Here is a 17,523-nt window from a genome sequence, read left to right as displayed (position 1 = left end):
GCCCCCATGTCCTGGAACAATCGCGTGGTCTGGTCGGAAGGCATGTTCATTGGAACGCAGCACTTCCAGCAGCATGACCGTTACCTGGAGAACCTCATCGACGCCCGGAGTCGACCATTGTCGGCCGGGGCCTGGGGATTTTCTGAATTGCTGATCGACCAGGGCCTGCTGGCCCAGGGCAAACTGGCGATCATCTCGGCGCGGGGCCTGTTGCCAGACGGCACGCCATTCAACATTCCCCAGGATGACCTGGCGCCGAGCCCGCTGAATGTCGATGACAACCTGCGCGATGGTTTGGTGTACCTGGCCTTGCCACTCAAGCGCGCCGGTGCGCGTGACACCGTTGACGAGGGCGAGGCCCTGGGCGCTGCGCGCTATGTGAGTCAGGTGCGCGAAGTGCGGGACGACAACGCGCCGTTCGAAAACCAGGCCCCGGTGGCCGTGGGGTCGAGGGCGCTGCGATTATTGATCGCCCGGGACGGCATCAGCGACTACGCGGCGATCGGCCTGGTGCGAATCAAGGAGAAACGCGCCGACCGTGCCTTGGTGCTCGACGACACTTACATCCCGCCGCTGCTGGATGTGGTCGCCTCCACGCCCTTGGCCGCGTTTCGCAACGAGCTACTGGGCCTGCTTCATCAGCGCGGCGAAGCGCTCGCCGGGCGGGTGGTGGCGTCCGGTGCCGGCGGTGCCTCGGAGATTGCCGATTTCATGCTGCTGCAACTGGTCAACCGGGCCCAGCCGCTGATCCAGCACTTGAGCCACTTGAGCCCGTTGCATCCCGAGCGGTTTTACAGCGAGTTGGTGAGCCTGGCCGGGGAATTCTCGACCTTTACCGCTTCCGGGCGGCGACCGCAGGAATTCCCGCAGTACCAGCATGATGACCTCGCGCTGAGTTTTGCGCCGGTGATGCAAGCCCTGCGTGAGGCGCTGTCAATGCTGATCGACAGCAAGGCCACGCCGATTCCGATTGTCGAAAAAGCCTACGGCATTCATGTGGCCATGCTGGCTGACAAAACCCTGCTCGACAGTGCCAGTTTTATCCTGGTGGTGCGCGCCGATGTGCCTGCCGAAACCCTGCGCAGCCGCTTCGGCCTGCAGAGCAAAATCGGCTCGGTGGAACACATTCGCGACATGGTCAACCTGCAATTGCCGGGCATCGGCCTGCTGCCGCTGCCGGTGGCGCCACGGCAGATTCCGTATCACGCCGGTTCCACCTATTACGAACTCGACCGGGGCAGCGAGCATTGGCAACAACTGGCCAACTCCGGCGGTTTTGCGTTCCACATCGCGGGTCAGTTCCCGGGGCTGAACCTGGCTTTCTGGGCGATCCGAGGATAAACCGCGATGAATAACGACGATCGTACCCAGTTCATGCCGACACCCGGTGGCCGTGGCGCCGAACCGGCCCGCCCGGACCCTGGTCGCGCCCAGCCCGCGCCGCTTTCGATGCCGGCCGCGCCGGTGTTGACCGGCAAAGCCGAAGGTCTCAACCCCCTGGAAAGCGCCGCGGGTCCGCTGCTGGCTTTGCTGACCCGCTTGCGCAACACCATTGCCCACCCGGCACCGGCGAGCCTGCGGGCGCAACTACTGGCCTACTTGCGCCAGTTCGAGGAACGCGCCGAGGCAGCCGGTGTGGTGCGCAACGATGTGTTGCTGGCCCGCTACGCCTTGTGCACCGCCCTGGATGAAGCGGTGTTGAGTACGCCGTGGGGCGGCACCGGCGACTGGGGCAAGCAGAGCCTGCTGATCACCGTGCATAACGAAGCCTGGGGCGGCGAGAAGGTGTTCCAGTTATTGGAACATTGCCTGCAAAGCCCCCGCGAACGTTTGTATCTGTTGGAGCTGTTGTACCTGTGCATGTGCCTGGGTTTCGAAGGGCGTTATCGGGTCATGAATGACGGTCGCAGCCAACTGGAGGCCTTGCGTGAGCGCACCAGTGCGGTCATCCGCAGCGCCCGTGGCGAATACGAGCGTGAACTGTCGCCCCATTGGCGCGGCGTTGCCGTGGCGCGCGACCGGCTGGCGCAATTCATGCCGCCATGGATCGCGGTGGCCATCGGTGTGGCGTTGCTGCTGGCCCTGTTATTCGGCCTGCGCTTGAAACTGGCCGCCGATGCCGAGCCGGTGTTTAAAAACATCCATGCGCTGGGCGAAATCCCGGTGCAGGCCATCGACCGTCCGGTGGTGCAACCGAAACTGATCGAGCGTCCTCGCCTGGCAGGTTTCCTTGCCGATGAAATCAAGGCCGGGCGGGTCTCGGTGGAAGACGCCGTTGACCGTTCAGTGGTGACCATCCGCGGCGATGAGCTGTTCGCCTCGGGCAGCGCCAGTATCGTCGACAATTTCCAGCCGCTGATGCTGCGCATCGCTGATGCCATTCGCAAGGTCAAGGGCCAGGTCCGGGTGACCGGGCACAGTGACAATCGCCCGATTGCCACCCTCAGGTTTCCATCGAACTGGGCTTTGTCCGAGGCGCGGGCCACTTCGGTGCTGCAAATCCTTTCGGCCAAGACCGGCCAGCCCGAGCGCTTCAGCGCCGAAGGCCGCAGTGACACCGAGCCGTTGGCCTCGAACGCTACGACCGAGGGCCGCGCACGCAATCGTCGGGTCGAAATCACAGTGTTGGCGGAGGGAGTCGAGTGAAGGCGTTTTTCAGTTTTATCACCCGCTGGGTCATTCCGTTGCTGGGGCTGATCGCCCTGAGCCTGATCATCTGGTTTGTCGGGCCGCTGCTCGAATTCCTGGTACCCGAAGGCCGGCGCTGGGCGCTGATCATTCTGCTGTTCGCGGTGTGGATCGCCTACCGGCTGTTTCGCATCATCCAGGCCCGCCGTCAGGCCGCCGAAGTCATGCGTAGCCTGGCGGCGCAAACCCCGCCGGACCCGACCAGCATCGCTACGGCCGAAGAGCTCGAAACCCTGCGTCAACGTATGGACGAAGCCCTGGCGCTGTTGAAGAAAGCCAAGCTGGGCGGCGACGAGCGACGCAATCTCTACGAATTGCCGTGGTACGTGATCATCGGCCCGCCGGGTTCGGGCAAGACCACGGCGTTGGTCAACTCCGGTCTGCATTTTCCGTTGGCTGCGCAGTTGGGCGCAGGTGCGGTGCGCGGCGTCGGCGGTACGCGCAATTGTGATTGGTGGTTTACCGACCAGGCCGTGATGCTTGACACCGCAGGCCGCTACACCACTCAGGACAGCGACGCGACAGTCGACAAGGCCGCCTGGCTGGGCTTTCTGGGGCTGTTGAAAAAACAGCGGGCCCGTCGCCCGATCGATGGTGCATTTATCGCTATCAGCCTCTCCGATCTGTTGCTGGGCAGCGACGCCGAACGCGCCGCCCATGCCGCTGCGATACGCCTGCGCATTCAGGAGTTGTATACCCAATTGGGCGTGCGCTTCCCGATCTACCTGATGCTGACCAAACTCGATCTGGTGCCTGGGTTCATGGAGTATTTCGACACCCTGAGCAAAGAAGAGCGAGCCCAGGTCTGGGGCATGACCTTCGCTCTGGATGACGGCAAAAGCAATGACAGCCCGCTGGCCCATCTGCAAAGCGAATTCGCCGGTCTGGAGCAACGCTTGAACGATCGACTGGTGGAGCGTTTGCAGCAGGAACGCGACCCGGCGCGACGCGATCTGATCTACGGTTTTCCACAGCAGTTCGGCGCGTTGAAGGATTGCCTGCAAAGCTTCCTTGAGGGTGTGTTCAAACCCAACGCCTTTGAAGAGCGAGTGCTGTTGCGCGGGGTGTATTTCACCAGCGGCACCCAGGAAGGCAGTCCGATTGACCGGCTGATCGGCTCTATGGCCCAGAGCATGAACCTGGACCGCCAGCACCTGGCGCGCCAGACCGGCACCGGGCGCAGTTACTTCATCGAAAGACTCTTCAGCGCCGTGGCCTTTGCCGAGCGAGGGCTGGTGGGGGTCAACCCGAAAGTCGAACGTCGACGCAAGTGGATCGCCCAGGGCGTGCTGGCCTCGACCGTGGCCGTGGTGCTGGTGGTCGGGACCTTGTGGTGGGTCAGCTACCGCGCCAATCAGGCGTATATCGCGCAAGTCGATCAGAAAGTCGTGCCCCTGAGCCAGACCGTGCAAAACCTCAGCCCGGCCCAGCGGGACGTGCTCGCCGTATTGCCGTTGCTCAATGCGGTGAAGCACTTGGCCGGCGACGCGCCGAACTGGGCCGAAGGCCTGGGTCTGTATCAGGGCGACATGCTTGAAGCCGAGTCCGGCAGTGTCTATCGCAAGCTGTTGATCGCGGTCTTCGCGCCACGTTTGCTCACGCGCATCGAAGAGCAACTGCACGGCGGCGGCAATTCGGACTTCCTTTACGAAGGCTTGAAGGCCTACCTGATGCTCGCCGACAGCGAGCATTACGATGCCGACTTCATCAAGGCGTGGATCGCCCTGGACTGGGACCGCAGCCTGCCGCGCGACTTGCCGGCCGAGCAGCGCGTAGCCCTCGGGGAGCACTTGCAGGCGCTGTTCGAACGCCATCCACCCACCGCACGTCTCGACCCACGACTGATCGACGATTTGCGCCGGCAGTTGCAACAACTGCCGGTGGCCCAGCGTGTCTATGACCGGATCAAACGGCAGAAACTGCCGGACGGCATCCCGGACTTTCGTATCAGCGAAGCGGCCGGGCACGATGCGGCGCTGGTGTTCAGCCGCAAGAGCGGCAAGCCGTTGGGGGAACCCTTGAGCGGCTTCTTCACCGCCAAGGGGTATCGCCAAGGGTTTCTGCTCACCAGCCTGAGCCAGACCGGCACCTTGGCTGAGGAGCAGTGGGTGCTTGGTCACGACCAGGCAGAACAGCAGAACGTCGCCAGCCTGGCCGCCGACGTGCGTCGCCTGTATTTCCAGGATTACCAGCGCCAGTGGGACGCCTTGCTGGCTGATATCGACTTCGTGCCGATTACCAGCGTGGCCCAGGCCGCCGATGTGCTGCGGGTGATTTCCGGGCCGACTTCGCCGTTGAAAAAACTGCTGGTGGCGGTGGCGAAGGAAACCGACCTGCAACAGGAAGAACGCCTGCTGGCCGCCAAGGGTGCGCCGGTGGAAGGCGGGGTCGACAAGCTCAAGGAGCGCCTGGGCACCTTGCTCGGCCATGAGCAGGCGACGCAAAACACACCTGAGACCAGTGACGATCCAGTTACCGCGCATTTTGTCGAACTCAACCGCATCGTCAGCAAGAACGAAGGCGAGCCGGCGGCCATCGATGGCCTGTTGGCCGACATGAACGCCCTGTATGTGCAGGTCAGCGCCATGGTCGGCGCCAGCGGCGACGCCTTGCTCGGCGAAGCCAAGAACCAGGCCGCGGCTGCCGCGACACGGGTCAGTCTCAACGCCGAGCGTCAACCGGCGTTGGTGCAGGGCCTGGTCAAGTCGGTGGTCAACGCCACCACCAACACCATGATGGGTGGAGTCCGCAATCAACTGAACGCAGCCTGGACCAGCGAAGTGCTGAACATCTATCGCCAGTCCCTGGCCGGGCGTTATCCGATGTCGCCGGGAAGTGCACGGGACGCGACCCTCGACGATTTCGGTCAGTTCTTCGGTGTGGGCGGGGTGATGGACAACTACTTCCGAAAATACCTGCAGCCGTATGTGGATACCTCGACCCAGGCCTGGCGCTGGCAACCGGGCGCCGCACAGAAGCTCGGCATCGCCCCGGGCGTGCTGCAGACCTTCCAGCGGGCAGCGACCATCCGGGATGCATTTTTCCGTTCCGGCGGCACCCAGCCGATGGTGCGCTTCGAACTCAAGCCCGTGGCGATGGACGCCAGCATCACCCAGTTTTTACTTGACCTCGATGGCCAGCAATTGAGCTACGACCACGGCCCGAGTCGTCCGACCGCCATGCAATGGCCCAACGCTGGCAGCATTGGCGTGGTGCGGATCTCGATCATGCCGCCCACGGCCAGCGGTCGGTCCGGCATCACCCTGGACGGCCCCTGGGCCTGGTTCCGCCTGCTCGAGCAATCGGACCTGACCGCCGGCAACTCGCCGGATCGCTTCAACCTGCGGCTGCGGGTCGACGGCGCCAGCGCCTCTTACGAGCTGCGGGCCAACAGCGCCTTCAACCCGTTCAAGAGCCGTGTGCTCAGTGGTTTCAGCCTGCCGGAGCGGTTATGAGCACGCCGGGTTTCTATGGAAAGTTGGCCAGTCGCGGGGACTTTGTCAGCCGTGGCTTGCCGCAGAGTTTTATTGGCCCCTGGGATTCATGGCTGGCGGCGGGTTTGCTCGCCAGCCAGAGCCTCGGCGACCGTTGGCTGAATGCCTATCTGGTCAGTCCGCTATGGCGCTTTATGGTCGCGCCCGGTGTGTGTGGGCCGCAGGCCGCCGTGGGGGTGGTGATGCCGAGCGTCGATCGGGTTGGCCGATATTTTCCGCTGACCGTTGCGGTGCTGCTGGATCACGACGCTGATCCAGCGTCAGTGATCGGCGGTTCGGATGCCTGGTTTGAACAGGTCGAGCAATTGATGTTGAGCACCCTGAGCGTGGAGGCGAGCTTCGAAGCCTTCGGTGCAGGGCTGGAGACGCTGGGTAGCCCGGCGTACCTGCGGCGCACCCGGAGCAGCCGTTTTGCCGGTCTGCACCGCTTTGATGTCACCGATCCGCAGGCGCGAATGACCGCCCTCGCCGAACAGGCCTGCGAAGGGGCCAGTGTGTGGTGGGGCCAGGGTTCGGAGCGCATCGCGCCCGGTTTATTGCGGTGCCAGGGCCTGCCGGCCGCCGCTGATTTTGCGCAATTTTTGCTCGGCCAAGAAGGTGTTGTGTAGATGTGTTCAAGCGTTGGAAGGATCCTCAAGTCTGCAAGCAAAAGCCATGTCGGCATGGTCCGCCAGGTTAACGAAGACGCTTGCCTGGACCTGCCGCAAAAAGGCCTGTGGGTGGTCGCCGATGGCATGGGCGGGCACGCGGCGGGCGACTACGTCAGCAGTCTGATTGTCGACAGCGTGCGCAGCATTGCCGTGGGCCGATCGCTGGACGAGTACGCCGCGGCGCTGAAAAACGACTTGCTGCGGGTCAACGCCGCCGTGCGTGAAGAAACCGCCAACCGAGGCGTGACCATGATGGGCAGCACTGTGGTGTTGCTGGCGACGCGTGACTTGCGCGGGGTGTGTCTGTGGGCAGGCGACAGCCGCTTGTATCGCCTGCGTGACGGCCTGCTCGAAGGCATCTCGCGGGACCACAGTTACGTTCAGGACTTGCAGGACAGCGGCCTGCTCAGCGAAGCCGAAGCCCGGGTGCATCCACGGGCCAATATTGTCACCCGCGCCATCGGGGTCGATGCGCAACTGGACTTGGCGATGGTCGAGCTGCTGTTGATGCCCGGCGACAGTTACCTGTTGTGCAGCGACGGGCTGAACAAGACCGTCGAGGACCATGAGATCGCCGAGGTACTGAACCACGACGAGCCCGGAGAAATCGCCAGCAGCCTGGTGTCCCTGGGCCTGATGCGTGGCGGTCCGGACAACATCACCGTCATCGTCGTGAAGGTGCCTTCATGAACCTCACTGCGAACATGTTGATCCCAGGCTACGACATCGACGGTGAAATCGGCGAAGGCGCCATGGCCAGTGTTTACCTGGCGACCCAGCGCTCGCTGGAGCGCAAGGTGGCGTTGAAGGTCATGGCCGCTGCGCTGGCAGCCGACCCGAGTTTCTGCGAGCGCTTCCTGCGCGAAGGCAAAACCCTGGCGCGCCTGTCTCACCCGCATACGGTCACCATCCATGACATCGGCAATGTCGGTGAGCTGTATTACATGGCCATGGAATACCTGCCCAACGGCACGCTCAAGGAGCGCATCGCCGCCGGCCTGACGCCGGAGCAGGGCCTGATCTACGTCCGCCAGATCGCCTCGGCGCTGGGCTATGCCCATGGGCTGGGGCTGGTTCATCGCGACGTCAAACCGGCGAACATTCTGTTCCGCGCCGATGGCACAGCGGTGCTCTCGGACTTCGGCATCGCCAAGTCGCTGGACGACCGCACCCAGTTCACCCAAGCGGGTTTCGCCGTTGGCACGCCCAGCTACATGAGCCCGGAACAGGCGCGCGGCCAGGACATTGACGGCCGGGCCGATCTTTATGCCCTGGGCGTGGTGCTCTACGAAATTCTCGTCGGCAAACTGCCGTATACCGGCAACGACGCGCTCTCTACGGCCCTGGCGCATTTGACCGAACCGCTGCCGGAGCTGCCGGTGCACCACGGCCGTTATCAAGAGGTGCTGCGCAAGCTGCTGGCCAAGGATCCGGCCGAGCGTTTCCCGGATGCAAAGGCGTTGTTGCAGGCGCTGGATAATCTGCCCAGGGAATCGGTTGAAGCAACCACAATCCGGCCGTTGCCCCTTCCGGTGAGCAATGACCTGGCGGGGCTGACGCCGGTGTCCATCGACATTCCGACCAGCCCCGCGCAGCCACAACCTCAAGCCAGGCCTGTTGCGGCGACGGTGAAGTCGACGCCGCACCCCCCGGCTTCGGAGCAGCGCAAGGGGCCGGTGTTCGCGCTTGCCGCCGTTGCGGTAGCCGTGGTATTGGCCTTGGGCGGCGCAGGTTATTGGTGGTTGTCTGGTGACGTCGAAGCAGATGCCAGGACGCCGGTTGTTTCAGTGCCACCGGCCAACACGACACCGGCAGTGGTTGCACCAGAGCCACCCGTAAAGACCCCTGTGGTGACACAAGTCGATGACGGTCAGCGTCCGCTTTTGATGGCCGGCAAAAAAACGTTGTTCCAGCGAGTGCTCAGCAAGCCGGGGGCCAAACTCGCCGCTGAACCAGGGGCCACACCTGGCAAGGCCTTGCCGGCGTTTTCCGTGCTGTACGTCTATCAGCGCAAAGAGGTTGCCGGCAGCCCGTGGCTGCGCGTTGGCACCGCCACCGACGGGCGCAGTGATGGCTGGTTGTCGGCCGAGCAAGTCAGCGACTGGAAGCAAAGCCTGGTGCTCAAATTCACCGAGCGTTCTGGCCGTGCGCCGGTGATGTTCCTGCGTCAGCCCGGTGAAGTAGAGCGGTTGCTGGCCGATCCGCAGGCTGCAAAAAACCTGTTGCTCAAGGCCCAGCAGAACCACGAAGACAATCAGCAAGTGCTGGCCCTGGAACCGGCCGCCAGCGCGGTGCCGCAAAACCAGTTCTACCTGTTGCCGATCTTCGATTCGCGCGAGAGTTTCGATGAAAACGGCCAGCCGGTGCAGTTGCTGAACGTGGCGTCCATCGACCCCGGCAATGCACCGAAGACCACTGCCGGCAACACCCCGATCAGTGCCGCCAATGCCGACGCGTTTCGCACCGCCGTGGTGTTGGTCGTCGACACCACCGTGTCCATGCAGCCCTACATCGATCAGGTCCGCGACGTGGTACACCAACTGCAAACCCACATCGCCGAGCGCGGCGATCTGGACAGTGTCAGCTTCGGCCTGGTGGGGTTTCGCAACAGCATCAAGAAAACCCCGGGCCTGGAATACGTCGCTAAAACCTTGATCACCCTGGAACAGGGTCGCGACCCACAGCGCTTCATGGACTTGGCGCGGCAGGTCAAGGCGACCACGGTCTCGAGCCATTCGTTCAACGAAGATGCGTTTGCCGGTGTGATGGAAGCGGTCGAGGGCATGGACTGGTCCGGTTATGGTGGGCGCTTAATTCTGTTGGTCACCGATGCTGGCGCCCTGCGCAAGAACGACCCGTATGCCTCCACACAAATGAACGAGGCCGAAGTACGTCAGGCTGCGCTAGGCAAGCAGATCAAGATCTACGCCTTGCACTTGCTCAGCGACGCAGGCAAGAAAACCCACGCCGGTGCGCAAAGCCAATATCGCACCCTGACCGCCGACGCCAACCCGCAGATCGGCGACCTGTACATTCCGGTACCGGGCGCCGATGTGCGCAAGTTGGGTGAGCGGGTGGACGAGATCGGTTCGGTGTTTGCCGACCTGGTGCATCAGGTGCGCAATAACACGCCGCAAACCGTGCCGCTGCTGAGCGCCGCGCCGAGCCTGACCGACAAATCGGCAGCCGTCGGCTACGCGATGCACATGGACTTCCTGGGGCGTAAAGCCGCCAGCCAGGCGCCACAACTGGTCAGCGCCTGGACCGCCGACCGCGACCTGACCAACCCGACCCTGCCGGCGTTCCAGGTGTGCGTGATGCTGACCAAGCTGCAGCTCAACGACTTGCAGCAATCGCTGAAACTGATCGTCGATGCTGCCCGCAAGACCCAGACCTCGCCGAAGAATTTCTTCCAGGAAATCGCCAGTGCCAGTGCCTACATGAGCCGCGATCCTTCGGCCTTGCGCAAGGGCGGCAACCTGGCCGATGGCGGGGTTCTGGGTGAGTACCTGGAAGGGCTGCCCTACCGCAGCAAGTCGTTGAACATGACCCAGGATTTGTGGCTGTCCCTGAGCGTGGCCGAGCAGGAAGACTTTATCGACGAACTGGACTCAAAAATCCGCCTCTACGAAACCTTCCATAACGACTTGGCCAACTGGGTGCGTTTCGGCGATGCCGAACCGGGTGATGCCTTGTACCGCGTTCCGTTGTCGACGCTGCCGTGATGCTGAACATGAGCGCGGTGCACAAAAGCCGGGGCGCTGGCAGCCAGCGCTACAGCCTGGTGATTCCACGGTTGCAACTGCGTGCCGGTGAACAACTGGCGGTGGTCGGTCCCAGTGGCTGCGGCAAAAGCACGTTGCTCGATTTGCTCGCGCTGGTGCTGGCTCCGGACCAGGCCGGGCAGTTTGATTTTGCGTCCGGCCAAACCACGACGGACATTGCCGGGCTGTGGCGCGCAGCTGCGCAAAGCGCCTTGGCGGACCTGCGCAGCCGGCACTTGGGCTACGTGCTGCAAACCGGTGGTCTGCTGGATTTTCTGGACGTGCGCGGCAACATCGACCTGTCGCGCCAACTGCTCGGCTTGAAAGACGACGGCAGCGTGGATCGTCTGGCCGGGGCGTTGGATATCACTGAACAATTGGGCAAAAGACCGCGCGACTTGTCCGTCGGCCAACGGCAGCGGGTGAGTTGCGCCCGCGCCCTGGCACATGGGCCGCGCCTGTTGTTGGCCGATGAACCGACCGCTGCCCTCGATCCACTCAACGCGGAACGTGTGATGCAGTTACTGGTAACCCAGGCTCGTGAACACAGCGTGTGCTGCGTCGTTGCCACCCACGACGAGGCACTGGCCCGCGCCAGCGGTTTGCAGGTGCGACGCATCAGTTGTCATCGCGACGTCGATGGCGGTGTTACCGCCACCCTCGGGGAGGCTTGCTGATGCGTGGCGCGCTGATGGCTTCCCTGGCTTGGCAGGATTACCGCAACAATGCGTGGCTGTCGGCCTGTTCGGTACTGGCGCTGGTGGCGGTGGTTGCGCCGCTGCTGGTGCTGTTCGGCTTGAAATTCGGCCTGGTCAGCAGTTTGACCGAGCGCCTGGAAAACGACCCGGCCACCCGGGAAATCATTCCCTTGGGTGGTGGCCGATTCAGTGCCGCGTTTATCGAACAGTTGAGCCGGCGCAGTGACGTGGCGTTCGCCTTGCCACGCACCCGGCAGATTGCCGCGACGGCGGATCTGAGCGCTGACGTTTCGACGGTGACCGTCGAAATGATCCCCACCGCCGCCAACGATCCCTTGCTTGGCAGTCTGCCGATGCCGCAAGGGCTGGATCAAGTGCTGCTGAGCCAGACCGCCGCCGAAAAACTCGGGGTCAAGGCTGGTGATTGGCTGCAGGCCAGTTTCGGTCGGCAGGTGGCCGGGCGTGGCGAGGCGCAGCGCACTCGTGTTCAGGTGCTGCATGTGCTGCCGCTGGAAGCCTTCGCCCGGGAAGGATTGTTCGCGCCATTGACGTTACTGGAAGCGGCTGAAGATTACCGGGACGGCCGCGCCGTGCCTGTGTTTGGTTGGCCAGGTGTTGCGGTGGGTGTGACGGAGCAGCGGGTGTATCCGGCGTTTCGCCTGTACGCCCGCAGCCTCAATGATGTCGAGCCGCTGCGCCAGTACTTCGCTGCACAGAACCTGCTGGTCTCGACCCAGGCCCAGGCCATCGCCCAGGTGCAATCGCTGAGCCGCAACCTGTCGATCGTGTTCTGGATCATCGCCGGATTGGCCTTGGCGGGAGCGTTCGCGGCGATTTTTGCCGGGGCGCTGGCGGCGGTCGAGCGTAAGCGTCGAGAGTTGTCGGTGTTGCGTCTGCTGGGATTTTCCACGGCGGCGTTGCTGTTGTTTGTGGTGATACAGGCACTGTACAGCGCCGGCTTTGCCGCCCTGTTGAGCGTCGGGCTGTATGGCCTGGCGCAATCGGGCCTGAACCAACTATTTGTGCAGATGCCGGGTGAGTACGCCAGCCATCTGCTGGCGCGTCACTACGCGTTGGCCCTGGCGGCAGTGTTCGGCGTCAGCGCCGTGGCGGCGCTCTGTGGTGGCTGGCGAGTGGCGCGTATCCAGGCGTGTGAAGGAATCCGAGATGTATAAGTTACTGGGCGCCGCCATGGCGCTGAGCCTGGCCGGCATGGTCTGGGCTGATGAAGGCACCGACAAACTGGACAACCCCAAGCCGTTGCCCGATGACGTCAGCCTGCCGTTGCCGTGCGAAGGGCAGATGGTGTTCCGTTATGTCTACATCCTGGCCCAGGGCAGTCTGGACGATCGCGAGATCAGTCTCGGCTACCCGTTCAGCGAAGGCGAGGCCGGTTATCAGCAGTCGTTCATATCCGGTTATCGCCGGGACTTCATCAATGGCCAGTTCACCCTTAACGATCTGCCCAAGGACTGGAGCAAGAGCATCACCCCATTGATGCCCAAGACCGACGCCAACACTCCGCTCAAACCGATGCTCTACTTCATCGGTAAATACGAAGTCACCGCCCGCCAATACGCTCAAGTCATGGCCCAGGCACAATCGTTGGCTAGCGGCGAGCCGGCGCCGGCCTGCGAGGCGTTGCAGGCTGAAATTCCGCAAGGCATGGCCGGGCGTTTGCCCAAGGTGAAGCTGTCGCGATTCGAGGCTGAACGCTTCTCGGCGGTGTACAGCGCCTGGCTGATGAAATACCACAAAGACCTGCTGCCGGTGAGCGGTCGCGGCACCTCGGCAGAGGAGGGCGGGCTGGGTTTTGTGCGCTTGCCGACCGAAGTCGAATGGGAGTTCGCTGCCCGGGGCGGGCAAGCCGTCAGCCGTCAGGATCTGGAAGGGCGCCTGTTTCCCCGCCGTCTGCAGGGCAGCGAAAGCGACGGGCCACTGGCGGACTGGGCGGTCTTCAATCAGGTCGCCGGCGGCACCGGCCAGGCTGCGCGGCTGATGCCGATCGGTACCAAATTGCCCAACCCCATCGGTTTGTTCGACGTGATCGGCAACGCCGCCGAGATGGTCCAGGAGTCCTTCCAGCTCGTGCATGCCGGACGCCGTCAGGGCACCTATGGCGGCTTCGTGGTCAAGGGCGGCAATTATCTGGAAGGCGAGGGCACCTTGTTCACCGGGATGCGTCGCGAGTATCCGCTGTTCGCCGCCGACGGCACCGAGCAAAACAACGAAACCACCGGCTTCCGGGTCGCGATTGGCGCGTTGTCGGCGCCCCGTTCGCGCTACAAGGAACTGTTTGCCCAATGGCAGAAAGAAGGCCGGCTGGCTTCGCTGACCGATGCCATCGACGACGCCCAGGACCCGACCAAACGCCTGGACAGCATCATTGCCGTCAGCGTCGATCCGCGTCTGCAAGCCGAGTTGGGGCTGGTCAACGAAGAGCTCAAGCGCAACGTCTCGCTCATCGCCCAACAGCGCGAGGAGGCGGCCGGCAACCTGATCCAGTCGGCGGCCCTGGTGGCCGAGACCATCAACAACTACAACATTCGCCTGACCAATCTGCACAAGAGCCGTCAGCAGGCCGTGGATGCCAAGGACGAGGCCAGCGCCAAGCTGTTCGCCATGGCTATCGACAACGGCCGCAGCGCGCTGGATGGCGCGGTGGCGATCTACATCGACAACCTGGCGACTGGCACGCGCTACACCGATGCCGTGATCCAGGCGCAGTTTCAACGCATCAAGGAAGAGTTGGAGCGCAAGCCGGTACTGGGCAAAAGCCTGGTGGCGCGCGCGACGTTATTCGTTCGCCATGTCGGTGATTATCGTCAGCAACGACGAGCCGACCCGGCGGCGATATTGAAGGAATTGCTCGCATCGAACGATCAGCGGTCTTGATCGTTTGTTGTACAGCGAGCTTTGGAAGGGACTCAGACGGCGGTGGGCTGTGCTGAGCGGGTCAAACCTTAAAAGAGAACATCACTATGCTTTCCTCTCGTAAACCTTTTGCCTCAGTTTCCAAGCGTCATTTGCTGCTGATTGCCGTCGGCTTCAGCACCGTACTGACCGGTTGCGCCACGTCGCCGACCTCCAAGGTCGCCTCGAGCACCAAGGTCGAGTACTACCCGAACTGCTACGAGCCAGTGCAGCACCTGCGTGCCACCGATTCGAACATGACCAAGTCGGTCGTCACCGGCGCGGCCGTCGGCGCTGTCGGCGGTGCACTGTTGGGCGCCCTGACCGATTCCCAGAACCGTGGCCGCAATGCCGCCATCGGTGCAGCGGGCGGTGCCTTGGCGGGCGGCGCGGTCGGTTACTACAACGAGCGCCAGAAGCAGATCGCCGATGACAACCAGCGCATCGCCTCCTACGCCTCCGACGTCAATAAACGCGCCGCCGACATCGACCGCAGCACCGCGTACGCCAAGGCGTCCCAGCAGTGCTACCAGAGCGCGTTCACCAAACTGGTCGCTGACCGCAAAGCCAAAACCGTCAATGACATCGAGGGCCGCAAGCGCCTGGCAGAAATTGTTTCTGGCCTCAAAGAGTCCAACGACCTGATCGTCGCGGTGAACGGTAAAGCCAGCGAAGACCTGAACAACTACACCCAGGCCTACGAAAAAGACCTGCAGCAGGTTGGCGTGCAGCGCACCGACGTCGTCACCGTGGCGACCGCCGAAACCACGCCGGCCGTGACCCCGACCAAGGGCAAAAAAGCAGTGAAACCGGCGAAAAAACCGGTACTGCCTACCGTGCCGAAAGAAGCGGTCACCACCGAGAAAACCCTGCAGACGGCACAAGCCAAACAGGCCGAAAGCAAGCAAGTCGCCAGCGCAGGCACCACTCAGGTCAACAGCATGTGCAAAAACCCGGACCTGGGCGACTGGGCACCGGTACCTTGCCCGAACGTTTGATTGAGTTTTTGTAGGGCCTTGAGCATCCCCACGTGTTGCGTGGGGATGATCTTGGCGCTATGCGTCGCCATCTCCTGCGCTGGCAAGTGATCCAGCGCTTGCTTCACCAGTAACTGCGGGTTATCCGCCATTCTGTTGGGCGCTAATTTACATATCTACCAGCTTCCATAGGGGATGCCGAATTTTTCGATGTAGGCTTTGGATTCTTCAGACAGGGGCCGATGTTTTCCATTGGACGTGCCCCCGTAGGGGCCTTCGGGGTTAATAGTGCCTTGTACGCGGGTGACCTCGGTTGCCTTCAGACAAGGGCCACCCAAATACACTTTGGCGATACCGCCAGGTACTAGGCCAACTATAAGTCTGCTTCGATAATCCGTTATCCATTTGCCATCAGCGCCACAAAAAGCTCTTTCACCCTTGAGCATGGTAGTTCGAGCCGACTCTGGAATTTCGATGTACGCTTCATAGGTCTGCGGTTCGGCCAGCGACTGCCAGCGTACGTAGACCAAGCGGGGTAGATCAGCACCAGTAACGCGTCGGCCACTGCCCGTTGGGTGTTCAGGCCATCCTTTGGGTTTGCCAAGAAACTTCTCAGGTATCCCTTTGCTGAGCGCGCGGGGATAACCCGTAGACACTCCTCCGCTACCTGCGCCGCGGAACACGCGTCCATTGATATCCACGACATCCGCCGTTTCAATCCAGACCTCCATGTAAGGTCGGCCAAAGAAATTAAGACTCCACGCGTCATAAGGCAGTGACTGACCAAGGCCCGTGGTGCATCCCCCCAAGAGCAACGCCAATAACATTGCAACACTCGCTTTAACTGCGGGTGAGTTCTTAAACATTGGGATGTACCACTCGCCTATGATTTTCGGCGGGCCGATTGATGAACACGATGTCCAGATCGCTGTTGTTGAAGCCTTTGACGGCGTTCCAGTGCGCGGAGAGATGGATATAGCGCCCAACGAGCAGAGCCTCTTCGTCCAGGCTCAAACCCATGCGGCGGGTTTCGCCCAGCGCGTAAGCCATCAGTTTTTGAGCGATGGGTTGCAGTTCTACAGGTAACTCATATTTTTGATCTTCATCGTCGATGTCGTCGAAAGGAACATCGTGCCTTGCACCCAACTCACGCATGATGCGCAGGTAAACCAAGGCCAGTTCATTACGCACTTCCCGCTGGCTACTGACCGCTGCATACACATGCTGCCACTGTTCGTGGTCACCTTTGACCTTGCGTTCAAACTTCAGCCCCCAGTTTTGCACCTGCAATGGCAAATCATGAAGGTTGAGCTGATCCTGAAGGCGGTGCAGTTCGGTTTGGGTCCAGCGATAGGCAATGGATCTCATGGGGGACACGTGAGCATCTTCGGTGCTGCGAAATGGCTTGCTGAGCAGAATCCGCTCAGCCGCGCGAGGTAGATAACCGCCACCAAGGTCAGAATGAACACCCGGCAACACGATATCGGCAGCACCGGCACTGTTGAGCGAAAAGTTGTGGCGGCGTTCGTCCCGCGCCACCAAGTGCACGACTTTTTTGGCCATGTCCGGCGCCAGGTACAGGTTGACGCCGGGATTGTTGGCGTCGTGGACGCTGATGCCGCTAATGGAAACGCTCGCGACAGCGGCCACGGTGTCGAAGATGCCGATGAAGTTGATGGAGACGTCGGTTCTGGCACGCCAGGCAAACTCCTCGACGAACAGTGGTGAATTGGCCGGGAGCAGCGTGGCCAATAGGCTCTGTTCCCCTTTCAATACTTCGTTGGCGAAATGCCGAGCGGCAGCGGCGCCCCGACTGAAGCCGAAGATATCGAACTCAATGCGTTCAACTTTTCGGTCAGGATTAGCACGTTCGAACAGCCGAACGACTTCGAGAATACGCGCTGGGCTCTGCTCAACTCGCGCCAATACACCCTGCGCGCCCAAACCGGTCATCTGTGAGTAAAGCGAATCTTCTGCTCCGCTACTGGTGCCGATACCCTCCAGATAAACGCGGATGAACCCTATTGTCTCTTCAGCAGCAATTTGAATTTCAGTGTCATCCTTGTACAACTCATACAGCTTCGCCACATTACTGCTGTCATTCCCATAACTGTTATCCGGCGCTCCTCCCTTGCCGTCATAGCCATGAGCCTGACAAAACTGCCGAATGTCCTCCGCCAGCTCTTCCAACCCCACATCCCGCGCATGGCACTCGGCGACCATTTCACTGTTGGATCGGTTATTGCCGGTACCATCGAAGAACACGCCGATCCGTAAGGTAATCCCCTCCAGCTCGACTTCTTCCTCCTCTTCCTCCAGTTCGCCTGACGCTTCGTCCT

The 17,523-nt window shown here is 62.0% G+C and carries 12 protein-coding genes; 10 read left to right on the top strand and 2 right to left on the bottom strand.

What is annotated here, in order from left to right; genetic code table 11:
• Positions 1-6: 6 nt before the first annotated feature.
• The 10 genes from tssK (at position 7) to tagQ (ending at position 15,205) form a co-directional block, all read left to right on the top strand.
• Positions 7-1,341, top strand: a complete 1,335-nt coding sequence (gene tssK / locus AC1DHT_RS28090) for a type VI secretion system baseplate subunit TssK (RefSeq protein WP_427545459.1) — start codon at positions 7-9, stop codon at positions 1,339-1,341.
• A 6-nt stretch (positions 1,342-1,347) separates the two neighbouring features.
• Positions 1,348-2,646, top strand: coding sequence for a DotU family type VI secretion system protein (locus tag AC1DHT_RS28085; RefSeq protein WP_427545457.1), 1,299 nt, complete (start codon positions 1,348-1,350; stop codon positions 2,644-2,646).
• Entirely contained in the window at positions 2,643-6,143 is a 3,501-nt protein-coding gene (tssM, locus tag AC1DHT_RS28080) for a type VI secretion system membrane subunit TssM (RefSeq protein WP_427545455.1), read from the top strand. The genes AC1DHT_RS28085 and tssM overlap by 4 nt, the downstream gene beginning before the upstream one ends.
• Complete coding sequence (gene tagF / locus AC1DHT_RS28075; RefSeq protein WP_427545453.1) at positions 6,140-6,790, top strand: type VI secretion system-associated protein TagF; 651 nt, start codon at positions 6,140-6,142, stop codon at positions 6,788-6,790. Before tssM ends, tagF begins: the two co-directional genes overlap by 4 nt.
• Positions 6,791-7,522: a PP2C family protein-serine/threonine phosphatase gene (locus AC1DHT_RS28070; RefSeq protein ID WP_427545451.1), complete on the top strand. Its 732-nt coding sequence runs from the start codon at positions 6,791-6,793 to the stop codon at positions 7,520-7,522.
• Positions 7,519-10,557, top strand: coding sequence for a serine/threonine-protein kinase (locus AC1DHT_RS28065; protein WP_427545449.1), 3,039 nt, complete (start codon positions 7,519-7,521; stop codon positions 10,555-10,557). Before AC1DHT_RS28070 ends, AC1DHT_RS28065 begins: the two co-directional genes overlap by 4 nt.
• Positions 10,557-11,273, top strand: coding sequence for an ABC transporter ATP-binding protein (locus tag AC1DHT_RS28060; protein ID WP_427545494.1), 717 nt, complete (start codon positions 10,557-10,559; stop codon positions 11,271-11,273). Before AC1DHT_RS28065 ends, AC1DHT_RS28060 begins: the two co-directional genes overlap by 1 nt.
• The gene (locus AC1DHT_RS28055; protein WP_427545447.1) at positions 11,273-12,469 is read left to right on the top strand and encodes an ABC transporter permease; all 1,197 of its coding nucleotides are present in this window, start codon (positions 11,273-11,275) and stop codon (positions 12,467-12,469) included. The genes AC1DHT_RS28060 and AC1DHT_RS28055 overlap by 1 nt, the downstream gene beginning before the upstream one ends.
• Positions 12,462-14,189 carry a formylglycine-generating enzyme family protein gene (locus AC1DHT_RS28050; protein ID WP_427545445.1) on the top strand — a complete coding sequence of 576 codons (1,728 nt, stop codon included), beginning with the start codon at positions 12,462-12,464 and terminating at the stop codon, positions 14,187-14,189. Before AC1DHT_RS28055 ends, AC1DHT_RS28050 begins: the two co-directional genes overlap by 8 nt.
• Before the next feature lie 86 nt (positions 14,190-14,275).
• Positions 14,276-15,205 carry a type VI secretion system-associated lipoprotein TagQ gene (tagQ, locus tag AC1DHT_RS28045; RefSeq protein ID WP_427545443.1) on the top strand — a complete coding sequence of 310 codons (930 nt, stop codon included), beginning with the start codon at positions 14,276-14,278 and terminating at the stop codon, positions 15,203-15,205.
• 155 nt (positions 15,206-15,360) lie between these two features.
• On the opposite strand, the gene AC1DHT_RS28040 is transcribed toward tagQ, so the two are convergent.
• Together AC1DHT_RS28040 and AC1DHT_RS28035 are read right to left on the bottom strand one after the other, a co-directional pair.
• The gene (locus AC1DHT_RS28040; protein WP_427545441.1) at positions 15,361-16,050 is read right to left on the bottom strand and encodes a DUF2931 family protein; all 690 of its coding nucleotides are present in this window, start codon (positions 16,048-16,050) and stop codon (positions 15,361-15,363) included.
• Positions 16,043-17,523, bottom strand: a 1,481-nt coding sequence (locus tag AC1DHT_RS28035; RefSeq protein ID WP_477760996.1) for a T6SS phospholipase effector Tle1-like catalytic domain-containing protein, incomplete at its 5' end; no start/stop codon positions are given. The genes AC1DHT_RS28035 and AC1DHT_RS28040, both read right to left, overlap by 8 nt.

The sequence above is a fragment of the Pseudomonas sp. 05N432 genome, assembly GCF_056396945.1.
Note: the sequence above shows the minus strand (reverse complement) of the source record. Positions and strands in the feature narration are given on the sequence as shown.

Excerpts from the sequence above, each read along its gene's own strand:
- tssK (WP_427545459.1), top strand. The coding sequence starts at position 7 with ATGTCCTGGAACAATCGCGTGGTCTGGTCGGAAGGCATGTTCATTGGA.
- AC1DHT_RS28085 (WP_427545457.1), top strand. The coding sequence starts at position 1,348 with ATGAATAACGACGATCGTACCCAGTTCATGCCGACACCCGGTGGCCGT.
- tagF (WP_427545453.1), top strand. The coding sequence starts at position 6,140 with ATGAGCACGCCGGGTTTCTATGGAAAGTTGGCCAGTCGCGGGGACTTT.
- AC1DHT_RS28070 (WP_427545451.1), top strand. The coding sequence starts at position 6,791 with ATGTGTTCAAGCGTTGGAAGGATCCTCAAGTCTGCAAGCAAAAGCCAT.
- AC1DHT_RS28065 (WP_427545449.1), top strand. The coding sequence starts at position 7,519 with ATGAACCTCACTGCGAACATGTTGATCCCAGGCTACGACATCGACGGT.
- AC1DHT_RS28060 (WP_427545494.1), top strand. The coding sequence starts at position 10,557 with ATGCTGAACATGAGCGCGGTGCACAAAAGCCGGGGCGCTGGCAGCCAG.
- AC1DHT_RS28055 (WP_427545447.1), top strand. The coding sequence starts at position 11,273 with ATGCGTGGCGCGCTGATGGCTTCCCTGGCTTGGCAGGATTACCGCAAC.
- AC1DHT_RS28050 (WP_427545445.1), top strand. The coding sequence starts at position 12,462 with ATGTATAAGTTACTGGGCGCCGCCATGGCGCTGAGCCTGGCCGGCATG.
- tagQ (WP_427545443.1), top strand. The coding sequence starts at position 14,276 with ATGCTTTCCTCTCGTAAACCTTTTGCCTCAGTTTCCAAGCGTCATTTG.
- AC1DHT_RS28040 (WP_427545441.1), bottom strand. The coding sequence starts at position 16,050 with ATGTTTAAGAACTCACCCGCAGTTAAAGCGAGTGTTGCAATGTTATTG.